The following is a 17364-nucleotide window of genomic DNA, read 5'->3' as shown; positions in this document are numbered from 1 at the left end:
AAAACGGAGACCAAGACGTGAAAAAACTTTTTCTGACAGCAATTGCTTCTTTGGGCATGGCCTTTTCGGCACCCGCGCTAGCACAGGAAGAAGCCGCGACCGCCCCGAACGCAGAGGCGGGTGCCAAAGACCTCGAAGCCTTTACCAAGATGTTCCAGAATATGTTCGAAAAGGACGAAACACCAATTGACCCGGCGCTTTTGTCAAAAGGCGAGCGCGTCGCGGCGGCGGTTGTGCCCAAGGGCAGCTATCGCAAGATAATGGCTGAGACATTTAAAAAGGTCGTTGAACCAATGATGGAAGGAATGGACCAAATTCCGCTCTCGGTCATTGCAACATTTGCTGGCGTTGATGAAGATGACATCACATTGAAAGAAGGCGCAAATCTCGCTGATATGATGGCCATTATCGATCCCTATTACAAACAACGCAACCGCACGATGATGACCAAGCTCTCCGATATCATGATCGATTTGTCTGATGATATTGAACCATCCATCCGCAAGGGCATGGCAAAAGCTTATGCCCGCCGCTTTTCAGCTGACGAACTGGAATCGGTAGCGCAATTTTTTGAAACCGAGTCCGGCGCGAAATTTGCGGGAGAAAGCCTTGCGATCTTTGCCAGCCCGGAAGTCATGTCCGCCTCGATGGAAATGATGCCGCAGTTCATGGAACGGTTTTTCGGTGCGATGGAAGAAATCACCACGGGCTCGGGCGACATTCCGCCACCGAGAAAACTGGAGGACTTGAGTGATGCAGAGCGCAACACGCTAAGCGAGCTCATGGGCGTTGACCCCAACGAAATGACTGGTTCAGCAACAGACGGGCTTGCTGAGCTTGCAGAAGAAATGGCCGAAGACGTGGATGAGGAGGCAGCATGGAACCAGCGCGAAAACTGGACTGCCGCAGACCGGGCCGCTGTTGAGAAAGCCGAAGCACAATATGATGCCGCTTTTGATAGGTTCTTCGATGCCGAAGAAAAGGCCAAGGAAAAGGCCAAAAAACGGCTGAAGAAAGACGGACCTTGATGACCCACCATTACCCTACCCCGGAACATAAACGTCTCGCCGAAACCGGCATGTACCGGCCCGAATTTGAGACCGATGCCTGCGGCGTTGGTCTGGTCGCGGCAACCGACGGCAAGCCATCGCGGCGGGTGGTGGCATCGGCGATTGATGCGTTGAAAGCTGTTTGGCATCGCGGCGCGGTTGATGCGGACGGAATGACGGGCGATGGTGCGGGGCTCCATGTCGATTTGCCAGCGCGCTTCTTTGATGATGCGATTGCCGATAGCGGCCATAAAGTTCTGCCCAACCGTCTCGCCGTTGGCATGATATTCCTGCCGCGCACCGATCTCACAGCGCAGGAAACCTGCCGCACCATAGTCGAGGCGGAAATCATAGAGGCGGGTTACAGGATTTACGGCTGGCGTCAGGTGCCGGTCAATGTTTCGGTTATCGGCCAGAAAGCGCAGAATACGCGGCCCGAAATCGAGCAGATCATGATCGCTGGGCCTTTGCCTGACACGCATGATATCGCCGAGTTTGAAAAAAACCTCTATCTCATCCGGCGGCGGATCGAGAAGAAAGTCGTTGCAGCGCAAATTCAGGATTTTTATATCTGCAGCCTGTCTGCGCGGAGCATAATCTACAAGGGCCTGTTCCTCGCTGAATCTCTCTCCGTCTTTTATCCCGACCTTACCGATGAACGCTTCGAAAGCCGGGTCGCCATTTTTCATCAGCGCTATTCGACCAATACCTTCCCCCAATGGTGGCTGGCGCAGCCGTTTCGTTGTCTCGCGCACAATGGCGAGATCAACACCATTCGCGGCAATAAAAACTGGATGAAGAGCCACGAGATCAAGATGGCAAGCCTCGCTTTTGGCGATCATTCCGAAGATATTAAACCGGTTATACCGGCAGGCGCTTCGGACACGGCGGCGCTTGATGCTGTGTTCGAAACCATCTGCCGTTCGGGTCGCGATGGCCCGACGGCCAAGCTGATGCTTGTTCCAGAAGCATGGCAGAACAACGGCGAGATCGACCCGGCGCACAAGGCGATGTATGAATATATGGCGAGTGTGATGGAGCCGTGGGATGGCCCCGCCGCGCTGGCTATGACCGATGGCCGCTGGGCGGTTGCCGGGGTGGACCGCAATGCGCTGCGTCCGCTGCGCTATTCCAAGACGGCTGATAATCTACTGATTATAGGCTCGGAAACCGGCATGGTTGTGGTGCCGGAAAGCCAGATTGTCGAAAAGGGGCGGCTTGGCCCAGGGCAAATGATCGCCGTCGATCTGGACCAGGGGATCACTTATTCGGACAAGGAGATAAAAGACAGGATCGCCGCCGAAGAACCCTATCCGGAATTGGTCAAAGGCTTTCTCACGGCAGAAGATTTGCCGCCAGCTCCCGTCACCAGCGAGATGGATTTTTCAAAAGAGCAGTTGATCCGCAGGCAAACCGCCGCTGGCCACACGCTGGAGGATATGGAGATGATCCTCGCGCCGATGGTCGAGGATGCAAAAGAGGCGATCGGCTCAATGGGCGATGACACGCCGCTTGCTGTGATCAGCGCCAAACCGCGACAGATCAGCCACTTCTTCCGGCAGAATTTCAGTCAGGTAACCAACCCACCGATTGACAGCTTGCGCGAACGCTATGTGATGAGCCTGCGCACGCGCTTTTCCAATCTCGCCAATATTCTGGAAAAAGACAGCCAGAACGAAAATGTCATGGTTCTGGGCAGCCCAGTCCTCAGCTGCGAATTGTGGGAGCGGCTGAAGCTGGGCTTCGGTGATGCCGTGGCTGAAATAGATTGCACGATGACGAACACCGGCGGAGCCGTGGAATTTCGCGAGGCCATTGCGCGCATACGGAACGAAGCCGAGCAAGCGGTGCGCGCTGGCAAAACCGAAATTTTCCTGACTGACGAAAATATTGACGAAGACCATATGGCGATCAGCATGATTATCGCGGTCGCCGCCGTGCACACCCATCTCGTGCGCAAGGGATTGCGATCCTACGCATCGGTAAACGTCCGCGCCGCCGAATGTCTCGACACCCATTGCTACGCCGTGCTGATCGGCGTCGGTGCGACCACCGTAAATGCCTATCTCTCGGAAGCCGCCATATATGATCGCCACAAGCGCGGGTTGTTCGGCGATCTTACGCTGGATGAATGCATCGCTCGTCATAAAAAAGCCATCGATGGGGGCTTGCTCAAGATCATGTCGAAAATGGGCATCGCGGTTATTTCAAGCTATCGCGGCGGCTATAATTTTGAGGCCGTCGGCCTCTCGCGCGCACTATGCAATGATCTCTTCCCGGGCATGCCGACCAAAATCTCCGGCGAAGGTTATGCTTCGCTTTTCCTTAATGCGCAGGAAAAACATCAGGCGGCTTTTGAACCGGCCATCGTGCGCTTGCCCGTTGGCGGTTTTTACAAGCAACGCGATGGCGGCGAGGCGCACGCTTATTCGGCCCATTTGATGCACTTGCTGCAAACCGCCGTCGCGCAGGACAGCTATTCGTCCTACCTGCAATTCTCCCAAGGCGTTCGCGAACTGGAACCGATTTATCTGCGCGACCTGATGGAATTTAACTTCGCGCCCGAACCCATCCCTATCGATGAAGTCGAAGCGATTACCGAAGTGCGCAAACGCTTCAATACACCGGGCATGTCGCTCGGCGCGCTTAGTCCCGAAGCGCATGAAACCCTCGCCATCGCGATGAACCGGATTGGCGCGAAATCCGTGTCCGGTGAAGGCGGCGAAGAAAAACGTCGCTACACGCCCTTCCCCAATGGAGACAATGCCTCCAGCCCGATCAAGCAGGTTGCCTCCGGTCGTTTTGGTGTCACGGCGGAATATCTGGGGGCTTGTGAAGAATTAGAAATCAAGGTCGCGCAGGGGGCAAAACCCGGTGAGGGTGGACAACTGCCCGGTTTCAAGGTGACGGAATTTATCGCAAAACTGCGTCACTCGACACCCGGCGTGACGCTCATTTCGCCACCGCCGCATCATGATATATATTCAATCGAAGATCTCGCGCAGTTGATTTATGATCTCAAGCAGATCAACCCGCGCGCGCGCGTTTGCGTAAAGCTGGTGTCGTCTGCGGGCATCGGCACAATCGCAGCTGGCGTGGCCAAGGCCCATGCCGATGTCATTCTGATCTCCGGCAATACTGGCGGCACCGGAGCATCGCCGCAGACGTCGATCAAATTCGCTGGCACCCCGTGGGAAATGGGATTGAGTGAAGCCAATCAGGTGCTCACGCTCAACGGCCTGCGTCACCGCGTCAAACTGCGCACGGATGGCGGGCTGAAAACCGGACGCGACATCGTGATTGCCGCGATTCTAGGCGCGGAGGAATTTGGCCTCGGCACGCTAAGCCTCGTCGCCATGGGCTGCATCATGGTGCGCCAGTGCCACAGCAATACCTGCCCTGTCGGGGTCTGTGTGCAGGATGAAAAATTGCGTGAAAAGTTCACTGGCACACCGGAGAAGGTTATCAATCTGATGACCTATATGGCCGAGGAAGTGCGTGAAATTTTGGCGCGCCTTGGCTTCCGGTCGCTCGATGAAATTATTGGCCGTACCGAATTGTTGCGGCAAGTCAGTCGAGGTGCGGAGCATCTTGATGATCTTGACCTCAACCCGATCCTTGCCAAGGTCGATGCACCGGATGCGATGCGCAGTTTCAATCTGCCGACGCACCGCAATGAAGTACCGGATAGTCTGGACGCGCAAATGATTGAAGACGCCAAGCCGGTTTTCGAGCGGCGCGAGAAGATGCAACTGACCTATACGGTGCGCAACACCCACCGCGCGGTTGGCACGCGTTTCTCGGCGGAGGTGACCGCAAAATATGGCATGATGGATCTGCCCGAAGACCACGTCCATGTCCGTCTTCGCGGCAGTGCCGGCCAGTCGCTGGGCGCATTCCTTTGTCAGGGACTCACGCTGGAAGTTTTCGGTGATGCCAATGATTATGTCGGCAAAGGCCTGTGCGGTGGAAAGATTATCGTCCGCCCGATGGTGAGTTCACCACTCGATAGCAAAGCGAACACCATAGTTGGCAACACCGTGCTCTATGGCGCAACTGCCGGGCAGCTCTTTGCATCGGGACAAGCGGGCGAGCGTTTTGCGGTTCGCAACAGCGGCGCGAATGTGGTGGTCGAAGGTTGCGGCGCCAATGGCTGCGAATATATGACCGGCGGCAATGTCGTGGTCCTGGGCGCAGTCGGCAATAATTTTGGCGCAGGCATGACCGGCGGCATGGCTTTCATCCTGGATGTTGATCGTAATTTTGAGAAGCTGGCCAATCCGGAGAGCATCATCTGGCAGCGGCTGGAAAGCGATTATTGGGAAGAGCATCTCAAAGCGCTGGTTGAAGCACATCACAAAACCACAGACAGCAAGTGGTCCGAAACTATCCTGCGCGACTGGGACCGCTGGCGGGAACGCTTCTGGCAAGTCTGCCCGAAAGAAATGGTCAGCCGGTTGGAACATCCACTATCGGACACAGAGGCGATTGAGGCGGCAGAGTGATTTTGAAGTGACAGTAATTAAAAACCGACGGTCTGCATTACAGTTATTTAGTAAAGCAAATTGCGTTAACCATTATCCATCGCGTTAACCCTTTGTTTCCCATATATGGCATTGAAATTGCTTGGTTTCCTTGAACGGGAGACCTTTATGTTAAAAATCGCAGCATCAGCAGCGCTTGGGCTACTCACGTTCACCTCAGCGGCCTCGGCAGCGTTGATTGATCCCCAGTTTCAGCGGCTTGAACTTACCTATTCCGGAATAATAACAAATCCGGCGGCAGAGCAGATAGAATTGCGCGACTATGACGGCTTTCCGGCCCAAACATACACTGGCCCCGCTCCCGATTATCCCTACAAGATCGGCGATCCATTCAAATATTCGGTTCAGGTGGAAGTTCCGACAGCAGCGTTTATCGATTTCATCAAGGATCGCACGGGCAGTATCCTGACGGATGCTGATGGAAACTACAGGTTTACAGGCACAGATAATCTGTCTGGTACACTGCCAACCGGCAAAACTTCAGGCCTTGATATTACCGGAAGTATAACGCCAGGCTACCTGAATAGCCCGGGTGACGGCAATCGTATCAAAGGTATCGATATCGTATTTAATCCGGCGGCTAACAGCTACAAGCTAGCATTGGACGAAAACGGCTGGGGCCGAACTTTACTTGTCGGCCCTCAATTTATCTTTGATGAAGCCACCGGAACAATAACCGGCGGTGAAAATTGTTTCCCGGCGCCATCTCAATTTGATTGTACGCATTCCTATACCAGCTTCTCCGGAACCGCGACGTCTCTGATCCTTGATCGCATTGCTGTAACGGACTCGCGCGATGGCCGAATATGGCGCGGGTTGGCGGACGGATTTGAAGTGACAGGCGGTTGGAATTTGCCGTTGTTTGGCGCAGACCCAACCGAGGTTCCAGCGCCTCCCGCGCTATTGCTGTTCGGCATGGGTGCAGGCACGTTGGCATGGCGGCGGCGCAAGCAACGCGCAAACTGAATTTCGGCAGCGCCAAGGAACATTGTTCTTGCACTGATAATCTAGGCGCTTAGCTTTGACTTATGACGACTCGGCGAGATTTGGTTTCAGGTATTGGATTGTTCGGGCTTGGCGGCCTGACATCTTGTGTGCCTGCAACCGCCCCCACATCAGCGAGCAATCGGCAGGAGCCAAAGTCATGACCAAAATCACCCCCAATTATCTTGAAATGAAAGCAGCGGACTTGCCCGCCAGCAAAGCCTTCTACGAAAAGGCCTTTGGATTTGCATTCACCGATTACGGGCCGGAATATGCTGCTGTGGAAGGTGGCCCGGTACAGATTGGTATTGCCGCCGGAGATGAACCCGCCGCGCCAATGCCTGTTTTTGAGGCAGATGATCTGGAGGCGGCCTATGTGCAGGTCAAGGGGACCGGCGCGCAAATTGTTGCGGAAATATTTGCGTATCCCGGCGGGCGGCGCTTTGAGTGTCTGGATCCATCAGGCAACCGGCTGGCTGTGTACAAACCGGGATAATCGCTGTCGTTACAGGTGTTTACGAGTCTTTCGCTAGCCCGGCTGTTCAGTTCAGCTTTGGCTAAGGACAGCTCTGCTAGACGACAGTTGTCGCCGGTAATACGCGACCTTGTTTCAGGAGGACCATTATGCGCCGCTTCATTTCTATACCAGTTGTCGCCGTTGCATTGACGGTGGCAAATCCCGCTTTGGCAAATTCCGGAGATGACCCGGATAACTCTTCCGAATCCGAAATGATCGAGCAACTGAATGATCCTGTGTTTCAGGACGGTCTCGCTGATATGTTCGGCGGATTTATGGCAGCGATGATGGATGTCCCCATCGGGCCGTTCGTTACCGCAGTTGAAAAGGCCATACCCGGCGGTGCCGGTGCGTCCGATATTGATCCCGATGCCACAGTTGGCGACCTCGCGCGCCGCGATGATCCGGATTTTGACCGGAATATGACCGATGGTGTCCGCAAGGGTACTGCGATGATGGGTATCACGGCTTCCGAATTCGGAGCCTTGCTGCCGCAGCTCAAAGCCATCACTGAGAAGATAAAGCGGCGGATGGACGATATCGATTGATCGGTAATTTGACGTCCTGCGACTTATTTAGACCGGCCTTGCATCAAGCCCCTTCCCACAAAACCGAATCCCGATTAACAGCATAGCTATGTGGCAGTTGTTCCAGTTCCCTCTATGTCCGTTTTCGCGCAAAGTCCGCCTGCTTATGGGCGAAAAGTCGGTCGCCTATGAACTGGTGCGCGAATCGCCGTGGCTGCAGCGTGATGCATTTCTGGATATGAACCCGGCCGCGCGCACTCCGGTGCTCAAACATGGCCAGCGCGATATTGTCCTCGTCGATAGCGTGGCGATCTGCGAATATCTTGAAGAGACGGTCGAAAAAGCGCCGATGATTAACGGCACTGCAACCAATCGCGCCGAGATCCGCCGCCTCGTGGCCTGGTTTGATGAACAATTTTACGGCGATGTGACCGCGCCCATGCTCTATGAACGTATGCATAAACGCATCGTCCATCGCGCTCCGCCAGACGCCAAGGTGCTGCGCGAGGCCATGCGCCGCGCCAATGTTCACCTCGACTACATCGATTATCTGATCGATCACCGTAGCTGGCTGGCTGGCGCAACCATGAGCCTGGCTGACCTTACCGCCGCTGCGCAAATTTCCGTCGCCGATTATCTCGGCGGGATCGACTGGACCGGGCACGAGCAAACCAAAGCATGGTATCAAATGTTCAAATCGCGGCCATCCTTCCGGCCTTTGCTGTCGGAACGCATGGAAGTGATTGCCCCGCCCGAGCATTACGAGAAGGTGGATTTTTAATGGTGCGGGGATGGTATCTATTGCCGGTGGCAGCGATGTTTCTTGCGGGCTCCCCGGTCTTGGCGGACGACATATATATGCAAACGGCGAGCGGCGATTTCGAAGTTGAAATGAAACCTGTCTCCGGCGAAGGCGAAGACCCCGCACGGATGTCGATTGGCAAAACATTTACCGGCGATCTGACTGGCACCAGCACGGGTCAGATGATGATGGGCGGCACAGAAGAAACCGGTGCGCGCGTCTATGTGGCCCTGGAAACAATCACTGGATCACTTGGCGGCAAAGACGGTAGCTTCATCGCTGCCCATCGCGGTACAATGTCGCCCAAGGGTCAAGAACTTTCGATCATCATCGTTCCGGATTCAGGAACCGGTGCGCTGGCCGGAATTACAGGCACGATGGAAATCGACAATGTCGATGGCGCGCATAGCTATACCGTGACCTATAATTTGCCTGAATAGCTTTTGCTCTGGCTAATTCGCCCTAACGATATTTCCAGTTGCGATCCTTGCCCTCGGCCATCCATTCGACCGCTTGCTTGATACGCTTCTGCCGGGTTTCATCGCGTTTTGCATCAATTACCCATTCCAGATAATCGCGCTTGTGGCTTGGAGCAAAGCCATCATATGTTTCCTGCGCTTTGCTTTTGGCAGCAATCGCAGCCGCAAAATCATCGGGCATTGGCGGCACTTTGACCGGCCTCTTTATGGGCTTTGCTTTGGCCTTTTCCGGATGCTCCATTTGCTTGATAACAGATCGGATCATCGCCAGCATTTCTTTGTCTGATGGTAAATCATCAAGCGACCGGATCCGTCCCAAATGCCCCATCGCATCCTTGGACTTTGGAATTTCGACGTTAAGCCCCTCCCAAAAACCAAAAACCGCATGCCCCTTAAACGCGGCAATATTGCATAGGTTTTTCCCGTTCAGCGTGAAAAATGGCATACCCCATTTCACTGCTTCCTCGATATCCGGCCGCGCCTCATGAATCAATGCGCGCAAATGGATGAGGATCGGCTTGGCAAAATCCTGTGCTTTCTCGACATAGGCATCAATAAGGGGATTTGCTGAACCCACGCCGGTTATCCTTTAACAACCGTCATCAGATAATTAAGCTTCAGATCATCCGAGAGCGAAAAGCCGCTTGCCGGACTGTAGCTGATGCCGGTTGTGTCGATCACTTCCAGTCCCGAATCACCCAGCATGGCTGTAAGCTCTGTCGGCGTGAAAAATTGATCATGGTGATGTGTGCCTTTGGGTATCCGCCCGGTCATCTCGGCCAGATCAACCAACATCAGTTTCGACATGGTCGTGCGATTGGGGGTTGAGAGGATCATCAGGCCGTCATCCGCCAATGCGGTTGCTAGTCCTGCCATAAAGCCAGCCGGATCATCAACATGCTCGATCACTTCGAGCGAGGTTACAACATCAAATCCCGTCCGATCAAATTTCTCAATCGCCTCATTGCGATAATCAATCCCCAATCCCAGCGGCTCAGCATGGGCTTTTGCCGCCGCGATGTTTTCCGGCGCAGCGTCCAGCCCCGCGACCTCCGCCCCCATCCGCGCCAGCGGCTCGCACACCAGCCCCGCGCCGCAACCAACATCGAGCGCACGCTTGCCTGCCAGCGGTTTCAGATCCTGGGTATCAGTGCCAAAATGCGTGTTAATCGCATGCCTGATATAGCCCAATCGCACCGGATTAAGCCGGTGGAGCATCGCAGAAGATCCCTTGGGATCCCACCAGTCTGCGGCCAGCGCACCAAAATGCGCAGCTTCATCTGGATTGATCGTGGTCTTGCCAGAAGAACTGGCGGTACTTGCCTTTGTCATAGCCTCTCTTTATCAGGCTTTTGGTTCCAGTTCAGGCACTTTTTAGCGAAAGATTCAAACTACCCATCATGGCACGCATAGTGATGAAATTTGGCGGCACGTCCATGGCCGGAATTGAGCGCATCCGCCGCGTGGCGCAGATCGTCAGGCAACAGGCGGACGCCGGGCATGAAGTAGCGGTAGTTGTGTCCGCTATGGCGGGCGACACCGACCGGCTGGTGAATTTCTGCCGCGAGGCGAGTACGCTTTCGGATCCGGCGGAATATGATGTTGTGGTCGCCTCGGGCGAGCAGGTTACGGCTGGCTTGCTGTCAATCGCCTTGCAATCGCTGGGTGCAAGAGCGCGCAGCTGGCTGGGTTGGCAAATGCCCATCCGCACCATTGAGGCCCACAGCAAAGCCCGAATCGATGACATCGACGGCAGCGCGCTTGTCGCTGCCATGCAATCGGGCGAAATCGCTATCATCCCGGGGTTCCAGGGAATCAGCGAAGCGGGCCGGATTACCACATTGGGGCGCGGCGGATCAGACACCAGCGCAGTTGCGATAGCCGCTGCGGTGAAAGCGGATCGCTGCGATATTTATACCGATGTCGATGGTGTCTACACCACCGACCCGCGCATCGTGACTAAAGCAAAAAAACTGAAAACCGTAACCTTTGAGGAAATGCTGGAGCTCGCCAGCGTTGGCGCAAAAGTGTTGCAAACCCGTTCGGTCGGACTTGCGATGAAGGAAGGCGTGCGCATTCAGGTACTTTCGTCGTTCACCGACGACGGCGCACCCAGCGCAGATGAACTGCCCGGCACAATGATCATCAGCGAAGATGAAATGGAGAAAAGTGATATGGAGCGCCAACTGATAACCGGCATCGCCCATGACAAGAACGAGTCCAAAATTACGCTCACCCGTGTGCCGGATAAACCCGGCGCCGTGGCGAACATCTTCGGCCCGCTCGCCGATGCTGCGATCAACGTCGATATGATCATTCAGAATGTTGGCCGCGAAAAAGGCGAGACGGATGTCACCTTCACCGTGCCAACCAGCGATCTCGACCGGACGATGCAGGTGCTCGAAGCCGCCAAGGAGAGCATTGGTTATAACCGCCTGATTTCTGACAGTAATGTCGCGAAAATTTCCGTTGTCGGTGTGGGCATGAAAAGCCACGCCGGTATCGCCTCCACCATGTTCAAGGCGCTGGCGGATCGCGGCGTCAATATTCAGGCGATTACGACATCAGAGATTAAAGTGAGCGTGTTGATCGAGGAAGATTATACAGAGCTGGCGCTGCGGGTGCTGCACACAGCCTACGGGCTTGATGCCGAGGATGCGGCTTGATTTGAAATAGAAATCCCGTTCGTGCTGAGCCTGTCGAAGCATGAGTGGCAATCGTCCTTCGACAGGCTCAGGACGAACGGAAAAAGTGATGCAATCCCAATCCAAACTCTCCCACCTCATGAAACGCGGCACTGACCTGCTAGGCAGTGAAACCGCGATTATGTGCGGGGCGATGTCCTGGGTGTCGGAGCGCAATCTGGTGAGCGCTATCTCCAATGCGGGTGGATTTGGTGTGATTGCTTGCGGCGCGATGACGCCGGATTTGCTCGACACGGAAATTGCCGAGACCAAGAAGCTAACCAGCAAGCCGTTTGGCGTGAACCTGATTACCATGCATCCGGATTTGATGGCGCTGATCGCTGTGTGCGGTAAACATGAAGTCACGCACGTTGTTTTGGCCGGCGGTCTGCCGCCCAAGGGCAGTCTGGAGGCGATCAAGGCAACCGGCGCAAAAGTGATTTGTTTTGCGCCTGCATTGTCCTTGGCGAAAAAATTTCTCCGCTCGGGCGTCGATGCGATTGTGATCGAAGGCATGGAAGCGGGCGGGCATATCGGGCCGGTATCGACCAGCGTGCTGGCGCAAGAAATTTTGCCGGAACTTGCGAAAGAAGTGCCGATATTTGTCGCAGGCGGCATCGCGCGCGGTTCGGCCATTGCAGGTTATCTGGAAATGGGAGCAAGCGGTGTCCAGCTCGGGACGCGCTTTGTTTGCGCGCATGAATCCATCGCCCATCCCAATTTCAAGAAAGCTTTCATTCGCGGCAATGCGCGGGATGCGATAACCAGCGTGCAGGTCGATGCGCGCCTGCCGGTCATTCCGGTTCGGGCGCTGAAAAACAAGGGCACGGAAGAGTTCACCAAAAAGCAGATCGAAGTTGCCAAGTTGCTGGACGCAGGCGAAATAGAAATGGGCGAGGCGCAATTGCAGATCGAGCATTTCTGGGCCGGGGCATTGCGCAAGGCGGTGATTGACGGTGATGTCGAGAATGGCAGCGTGATGGCCGGGCAATCTGTGGGCATGGTGAAGGCAGAAGAAAGCGTGGCCGAAATTGTCAAATCGCTGACCGACGAGGCGGAAGCTGCGCTCGCTCGCTAAGTATCAATAGCTGCGCTAGGTATTAGGTGCAGCGCTCGTATCGACAAGCTATCTGTCTTGCCTAAACAACACAGTAAGGGCATAGAAAAAATATGACCGAACAAGCCTCCATGTCTTCCACGCCGCTGGCCGCAGCCGATCCATTGGAACAGATGGAAACCGACCATTTGCGCGCCTATAATCAGGGCCTGACACCGCTGCATCCACCGCAAAAGTCACTGATGCGACTCAATGTTATATTTGGCGTTTTGCCGCTCGTTATCGCGTCTTTTGTGGCCGCCTATTTCCTGCAAACACAATTGGGCATTGCTGCGACTTACCTGCTGGTGCCGTTCAACGTCTTCGCATTTCTGTTGATCGTGATGCTGCCGTATCGCAAGTTTCGCCGCTGGGGCTATGAGATGGGCGATGAGCAACTGCGCGTGCTGCGCGGGTTTTTGTGGCGGACGGACACCATCGTCCCGTTCAACCGTATCCAGCATATTGATGTCGCGCAGGGGCCTTTGCAGCGCTGGCTCGGGCTCTCCACTCTGGTGGTCCACACCGCCGGCACGCATAATAGCATCGTCACCCTGCCCGGTCTCGCGACTGCCGATGCCGAGGCGATGCGCGAGACGATCAAGGGCCATATTCGCAAAGACATGATATGATCGAAAATGCGGTGACCGAAGCTCAGGGCGGTGTCGATTCCGCAGAAGGTCCGGTAAGTCACCGGTTGCACCCACTCACCTTGCTGATTAACTTTATCGGTCTGCTGCCCTCGGTTGGCTTCGCTCTTGTCGCACTGACCTGGTCGAACTTCGATAAGGCGCTGGATGCGGGTTTCCTATGGCTGGCACCGCTCATCATTCCACTGATATTTGCCATCCCGATGTTCTTCACCTGGCTCGCCTGGTCGCGCTTTTCCTATACTGTCGGGGCAGAGGATTTGCGGATTCAAAGCGGCGTCTTATCGCGCAACAATCGCTCGATCCCCTACGAACGTATTCAGGATGTGAATGTCGAACAAAAGTTGATCGCCCGCTTCTTGGGATTGGCAAAAGTGAAAATCGAAACAGGTGGATCCGGCGGTGATGAAGATTCTCTTGATGCAGTGTCACTGCTTGAAGCGGAGAGATTGCGGGATATTATCCGTGATCGCAAAGCCGGATTGATCGCCGGGACTGGTTCCCAAACGGACGCAGTTGAAGGCGTTGCGGACGAAGAAGATAGCACTCCGGTTTTCGCAATGAACAACACGCGCGTTTTTGTCGCCGGGCTGTTTGATTTCTCGTTCATTTTACTCGCCCTGCTCGGGGCCGCTGCGCAAAACCTTGATTTTTTGCTTCCGGGGGAAGTTTTTGACCCGCGATACTGGGCGGGCCTCTGGATGGATCAGGAGTTCGTCAATGGTCTAAGCTTCGGAACGCGAGTTCTGGGGATATTGGGCGCTATCGGATCGCTGGTCTTCATCGGTGTCGCCAGCGGCGTCATCCGCACCTTTGTTCGCGAATACGGATTTCGACTGGACCGGGTGAAGGCCGGTTTCCGCCGCCGACGCGGCCTTTTTACGCTGACCGATATGGTCATGCCAATCCAGCGGGTACAGGCGGCGATCATTAAGACCGGACCGATTCGCGAGCGCTTTGGCTGGTATCACCTGAAGTTTCAATCGCTGGCCAGCGATGTTGGCGGAGAGAGCGATCACAGCGCTGCGCCTTGCGCCAAGCCTGATGAAATTGAACCGATAATGGAGGAAACCGGCATCCGCAACGCGGCGCCGGAACTCATATTCGATAATGTGGATTCGGCCATGTGGTGGCGGGATGCTTTGATCCTCGCGCTGGCGCTGGCGGCAATAGCCTGGGCACTTTCGCATTTCTTGCATCCGGCATTTTTTGCCCTGATTTTGCTTTGGATACCCGTCACGGCGTCAATGATTTTAAACTGGCGGCGTCACCGGTACGCGCTGACCAAGGATCAACTGTTTGTCCATACGGGATGGTGGAGCCGCAAGCTCACCATCTTGCCGTTGCGCAAAATCCAATCGGTTGATCTGGAACAATCGCCACTGGATCATCCGCTGAATTTGGCCACGCTAACAATCGGCGTCGCTGGCGGATCAGCTTTAACACCGCTCAAGATTAATCACATCGACTATCAGCGGGCGATGGATTTGCGTCTGAACCTGCTTGGCCCTTCCAGCGGTCTGATCTCAACAGCCAAGCAACACTAGCCAATAATAGTTTCCTGCGTTATCAAATCGGAAAATATCGAGAGGAAAACCATGCGCCACTTGTCCCCAGCCCTCAATGCTATCGCCGCTATCTTGCTCGTTTCCACCCCCTTGCCTGCCCACGCGCAGGATAATAGCGCGCTCAAGCAAATAGCCGATGATTATTGGTCTTATACGCTGGATCAATTTCCTGAATTTGCTTCATCGCTCGGGGTTGATGATCCTGAAGGGCGGATCAGCGATGCGAGCCTGGAGGCCGAAGACAAGCGGGTTGAGAAAGCCAAAGCGTGGCTCAAGCAACTGGATGCGCTCGACCAGCGCGGGTTCACGGAAGACGACCGCACCAATTTCGGTATTTTACGGCGAACATTGGGGGAGCAGATAGAAGCCAATACATATCCGCAGCGGGTGATGAATTTTACGAGCTATTCCGCCTGGCACCAGAATTTTGCAGGCATGCACAATAATCTGCCATTCAAAACCATCGCCGATTATCGCAGCTACGGAAACCGGCTGAAGCGCTACGGCGATATGCATACCAAAAATATCGCCATCGCCAATCAGGCGATTGCTGGCGGTTTCGCCCAGCCTTGCGTCGCGCTGGATGGCCATGAGAAAACCATATCCGGCTTGATCGTCGAAGATCCAACAGAATCGCGCTTCTACGAACCCTTTAAAAAGCCGATCCCGCAGGGGGTCGATCCCGAGGAATTTGAGGCGGTGGCCCTGCGCGCTGCCGCCACGATCGGGATGCTGATCAACCCGCTGCTGCAAGAGCAACTTGACTGGTACAACACACAATATAAACCAAAGTGCGCCACTGCGCCCGGCGTATCAGCGCAGCCCGGCGGCGATACATATTATAATTTCAAGGTCCGTCAGATGACCACCACGGACAAAACGGCCGACGAAATCCATAAAATCGGTTTGAGCGAAGTCGCCCGCATCCGTGCTGAAATGGTCACGGTAGCGAAGGAAGCGGGCTATGATACACGCGAGGCGTTTATCGAGCATCTGCGCACCGATCCGCAGTATTACGCCAAGACGCCGGAAGAATTGATGGAAAAGGTCGCGCGCGTGACCAAGATGATAGACGGCAAAATGCCGACGATCATCGGCAAGCTGGCGCGGCTGCCTTATGGCATCAGGGAAATTCCTGCCGAGACAGCAGAAGGCACAACCACAGCCTATTATAACGGCGGCTCTCCAGAGGTCGGCATTTCCGGCACCTATTACGTCAATACATCCAAGCTTGACCAACGGCCGTTCTGGGAAATTCCTGCGCTCAGCGTGCACGAAGCCGTGCCCGGTCATCACCAGCAGATAGCCTTGCAGCAGGAACTGGATATGCCCGATTTTCGCAAAAACGGAGCCTTCTTCACCGCCTTTGTGGAGGGCTGGGGGCTCTATTCGGAGCGCCTTGGCATTGAGATGGGGCTCTACGATACACCGGCCAAAAACATGGGTCGCCTCTCTTATGAAATGTGGCGGGCGACCCGGTTGGTGGTCGATACGGGCATCCATTCCAAAGGCTGGAGCAAGCAGCGCGCGATTGATTTCATGACTGACAACACGGCGCTTACGGCGGGTAATATAGAAGCGGAAGTCAATCGCTATATCTCATGGCCGGGGCAAGCGCTGGCCTATAAAATGGGCGAGCTCAAGATCCGTGAACTGCGCACCAGAGCCACCGAGACGCTCGGCGAGAAATTTGATCTACGCGAATTTCATGATGTAGTGCTGGGGCAAGGCTCAGTGCCGCTCGATATGCTGGAGGCGCAAGTGAACCGCTGGATTGAAGCGAAGAAAACTAGCTAGCGCGAAGCCTAGTTTGGCCCGGGTGCCTCGTCAGCTTCGGGCGGTCTCGCCAGCTCGTTAGTAGCGCGGTTTTTCGCGGTTTCCGCAGCAGCATCCTGTGCTTCAAGGCGTTCCAGCGCTTCGGCCGCCGCACGCTCCTGTTCATCACGCTGGGCTTCGATTTCTCGGACCCGCGCCTCGACAACGGCGGATTCCGCATCGATAGATGCGAGGCGTTTTTGGCGCTCTTCTTCAATCAACTGGCCCCAGTTCACCGTGTCATCAATGCTTTTTTCGGCATAGGCTTGAGAAAGTAGTTTTTGGGTACAGCCGGTAAAGCCGCCAGCCCCGGTTGGAGAGCAGCTATTGGTGCCGGACTTGCCTACATATTCGTAGGATTTCACGCGCTCTGACCAAGCCTGGTTTTTTGCCTCACCAAGCTCGCCGCCGCGCAGGGTTTCAGGAATTCTGTAGCGCTCGCTCTCGTCTTTGCGCGCGCAAACGACGATCTCGCCTTCCGTGCTCTGCGGACAGGGATCATCGCCGTATATGACCAACTGGTTAACCCGGTCGCCAGCAGCATCCTGTGCCAACACTGGCGTTGCGGCAAAACTTGATGCAGCCAAAGCGGCAGCTGATAAAATTGCGATGTTTTTCATGTCAGTTCCTTTGCCATTTGCGGAATGAA

Annotated in this window: 15 protein-coding genes; 12 read left to right on the top strand and 3 right to left on the bottom strand. The window is 55.1% G+C overall.

All coding sequences use genetic code 11. From position 1 onward, the window contains the following. The first annotated feature begins 17 nt into the window (after positions 1-17). From HF685_RS11635 to HF685_RS11605, 7 genes are all read left to right on the top strand, one after another. Positions 18-1028 (top strand): DUF2059 domain-containing protein, encoded by a 1011-nt coding sequence (locus HF685_RS11635; protein ID WP_168820118.1) that lies wholly within the window; start codon positions 18-20, stop codon positions 1026-1028. Beyond that, a complete protein-coding gene (gene gltB, locus HF685_RS11630; protein WP_168820117.1) occupies positions 1028-5554 on the top strand; it encodes a glutamate synthase large subunit in 4527 nt (1508 codons plus the stop codon). The genes HF685_RS11635 and gltB overlap by 1 nt, the downstream gene beginning before the upstream one ends. Positions 5555-5701: 147 nt before the next feature. Further along, positions 5702-6559 carry a PEP-CTERM sorting domain-containing protein gene (locus HF685_RS11625; RefSeq protein ID WP_168820116.1) on the top strand — a complete coding sequence of 286 codons (858 nt, stop codon included), beginning with the start codon at positions 5702-5704 and terminating at the stop codon, positions 6557-6559. A gap of 178 nt (positions 6560-6737) precedes the next feature. Next, positions 6738-7073: a VOC family protein gene (locus HF685_RS11620; RefSeq protein ID WP_168820115.1), complete on the top strand. Its 336-nt coding sequence runs from the start codon at positions 6738-6740 to the stop codon at positions 7071-7073. Positions 7074-7201: 128 nt separating this feature from the next. After that, complete coding sequence (locus HF685_RS11615) at positions 7202-7642, top strand: hypothetical protein (RefSeq protein ID WP_168820114.1); 441 nt, start codon at positions 7202-7204, stop codon at positions 7640-7642. A gap of 88 nt (positions 7643-7730) precedes the next feature. Beyond that, a complete protein-coding gene (locus HF685_RS11610; RefSeq protein WP_168820113.1) occupies positions 7731-8402 on the top strand; it encodes a glutathione S-transferase family protein in 672 nt (223 codons plus the stop codon). A gap of 77 nt (positions 8403-8479) precedes the next feature. Next, positions 8480-8863 (top strand): DUF3224 domain-containing protein, encoded by a 384-nt coding sequence (locus tag HF685_RS11605; protein ID WP_168820112.1) that lies wholly within the window; start codon positions 8480-8482, stop codon positions 8861-8863. A gap of 22 nt (positions 8864-8885) precedes the next feature. Here HF685_RS11605 and HF685_RS11600 read toward each other — a convergent pair whose 3' ends face one another. Both HF685_RS11600 and ubiG read right to left on the bottom strand, forming a co-directional pair. Next, the gene (locus HF685_RS11600; protein WP_168820111.1) at positions 8886-9479 is read right to left on the bottom strand and encodes a YdeI/OmpD-associated family protein; all 594 of its coding nucleotides are present in this window, start codon (positions 9477-9479) and stop codon (positions 8886-8888) included. 5 nt (positions 9480-9484) lie between these two features. Next, the gene (gene ubiG, locus HF685_RS11595; protein WP_168820110.1) at positions 9485-10234 is read right to left on the bottom strand and encodes a bifunctional 2-polyprenyl-6-hydroxyphenol methylase/3-demethylubiquinol 3-O-methyltransferase UbiG; all 750 of its coding nucleotides are present in this window, start codon (positions 10232-10234) and stop codon (positions 9485-9487) included. Positions 10235-10302: 68 nt separating this feature from the next. Here ubiG and HF685_RS11590 point away from each other — a divergent pair, with 68 nt between their 5' ends. The 5 genes from HF685_RS11590 (at position 10303) to HF685_RS11570 (ending at position 16697) form a co-directional block, all read left to right on the top strand. After that, a complete protein-coding gene (locus tag HF685_RS11590) occupies positions 10303-11568 on the top strand; it encodes an aspartate kinase (protein WP_168820109.1) in 1266 nt (421 codons plus the stop codon). An 88-nt stretch (positions 11569-11656) separates the two neighbouring features. Continuing rightward, complete coding sequence (locus HF685_RS11585; protein WP_168820108.1) at positions 11657-12664, top strand: NAD(P)H-dependent flavin oxidoreductase; 1008 nt, start codon at positions 11657-11659, stop codon at positions 12662-12664. Between the two features lie 92 nt (positions 12665-12756). Then, a complete protein-coding gene (locus HF685_RS11580; RefSeq protein WP_246218599.1) occupies positions 12757-13314 on the top strand; it encodes a PH domain-containing protein in 558 nt (185 codons plus the stop codon). Then, entirely contained in the window at positions 13311-14879 is a 1569-nt protein-coding gene (locus HF685_RS11575; protein WP_168820107.1) for a PH domain-containing protein, read from the top strand. Before HF685_RS11580 ends, HF685_RS11575 begins: the two co-directional genes overlap by 4 nt. A 51-nt stretch (positions 14880-14930) precedes the next feature. Continuing rightward, a complete protein-coding gene (locus HF685_RS11570; protein WP_168820106.1) occupies positions 14931-16697 on the top strand; it encodes a DUF885 domain-containing protein in 1767 nt (588 codons plus the stop codon). Between the two features lie 8 nt (positions 16698-16705). On the opposite strand, the gene HF685_RS11565 is transcribed toward HF685_RS11570, so the two are convergent. Continuing rightward, complete coding sequence (locus HF685_RS11565) at positions 16706-17335, bottom strand: hypothetical protein (RefSeq protein ID WP_211051150.1); 630 nt, start codon at positions 17333-17335, stop codon at positions 16706-16708. Positions 17336-17364 lie beyond the last annotated feature (29 nt).

The organism is Parasphingorhabdus halotolerans (assembly GCF_012516475.1).
Lineage (GTDB): Bacteria > Pseudomonadota > Alphaproteobacteria > Sphingomonadales > Sphingomonadaceae > Parasphingorhabdus > Parasphingorhabdus halotolerans.
The sequence above is the reverse complement of the archived record's forward strand: the minus strand, read 5'-3'. Positions and strand labels throughout refer to the sequence as shown.